The 1,293-nt window shown below is 36.4% G+C and carries 3 protein-coding genes; all 3 read left to right on the forward strand.

Annotated elements, in window-relative coordinates; genetic code table 11:
• Window positions 1-289 (forward strand): SDR family oxidoreductase (locus AC1DUW_RS29360; protein ID WP_477644249.1); only part of this gene is annotated, 289 nt, incomplete at its 5' end.
• Between the two features lie 24 nt (window positions 290-313).
• Window positions 314-844, forward strand: coding sequence for a hypothetical protein (locus AC1DUW_RS29365; RefSeq protein WP_053346464.1), 531 nt, complete (start codon window positions 314-316; stop codon window positions 842-844).
• Window positions 837-1,293 (forward strand): alpha/beta fold hydrolase (locus AC1DUW_RS29370; protein WP_477644250.1); only part of this gene is annotated, 457 nt, incomplete at its 3' end. The genes AC1DUW_RS29365 and AC1DUW_RS29370, both read left to right, overlap by 8 nt.

A 1,293-nucleotide genomic window follows, 5' to 3' on the forward strand; every position in this document is an offset into this window, starting at 1 on the left:
TTATAACACAAGTAAGGGCGCTGTGATAACAATGACTAAGGATTTAGGGGTTAAACTTGCTAGACACGGGATTCAAGTCAATGCGATAGCACCAGGCTTTTTCCCGACTAAAATCACAAAAAAAATCCTTGAAGAATCCAACTTTGACATCGTAGGTCAAACTCCGGCTGGCCGGTATGGTAATGAAGAGGATTTAAAAGGAGCCGCCGTTTTTTTAGCCTCGAAAGCGTCCGATTATTTGGTTGGACATGTTTTAATCGTTGATGGAGGTATAGCAGCATTAGCATAATCGGAGAAGAGAGGAACGATATATATGACAGAAAAAAAATCAGATTTATATAAAGAGCTAAAAGTGTTCGGCAAACAAAAAGAGCAACAGTTGAATAGTAAAATTCAGGAGTTAATAAATAATAGGGAGTTAATAGAATCAGTTAGTAGAAGTTCACAAATGCAGGTTCCAGAGATAATAAAGATGCAGGAGGCCTCAGAAAGAAGGTCCATTATCATGAATTATCCTACAAAAAAAGATGTAGCCAATATTGCGAAATTAGTCCTCCAGCTCGAAGAAAAAATTGACAAATTAGAAGAGCTACTTTCCACTGTAATTCCAGAAAGAAATGGGTTTCTTAGAAGTCAACCTTCTTTGAGTGATTTAGGGGTCGTTTATTCATTAGGTAGTAAAAAAATGAACTCAAGAGAGGAATCTAACAAAAAGGAAGGTAGTAAAAAAATGAACTCAAGAGGGGAATCTAACAAAAAGGAAGAGAATAAAAAAAGGATTTTAGATTTAATAAACCAATTACAAGATTTAAAATTTGTTGGACAGAGGAATAGAAATGTCTAAACGGAAGGTGCCAAAAAATCAACCTAAATCGATATCTAAATGGAAACATTTTTCGGATATTCCCAATCAGCCTATGCCGGAAATGGGATTAACACCAAAAATTTCGGTGTGGAAAAAAAATAAATCTACACTTTGGTATTATCCGGCGGTAAAAAAAAGATATAACGTGCCGGTTTTTCTAATTTATTCACTCATCAATACCCCGTTAATTCTCGATTTAGCTCCAGGTAATAGCTTAATAGAAGCTTTTGTAAATGAAGGGTTTGAAGTGTATTTGCTTGATTTTGGAAGTCCAGGCTATGAAGATGGTGACATCTCGATTGATGATTATATCGTCGATTACATTCAAAAAGGAGTCCAGCGCGCATTACGACACTCCGGAGCGTCAGAGATAACTGTAATGGGTTTTTGTCTTGGCGGTACAATAGCTGCTATGTATGCGGCTATTG

The sequence above is a fragment of the Peribacillus sp. P4_C12 genome (genome assembly GCF_056402095.1).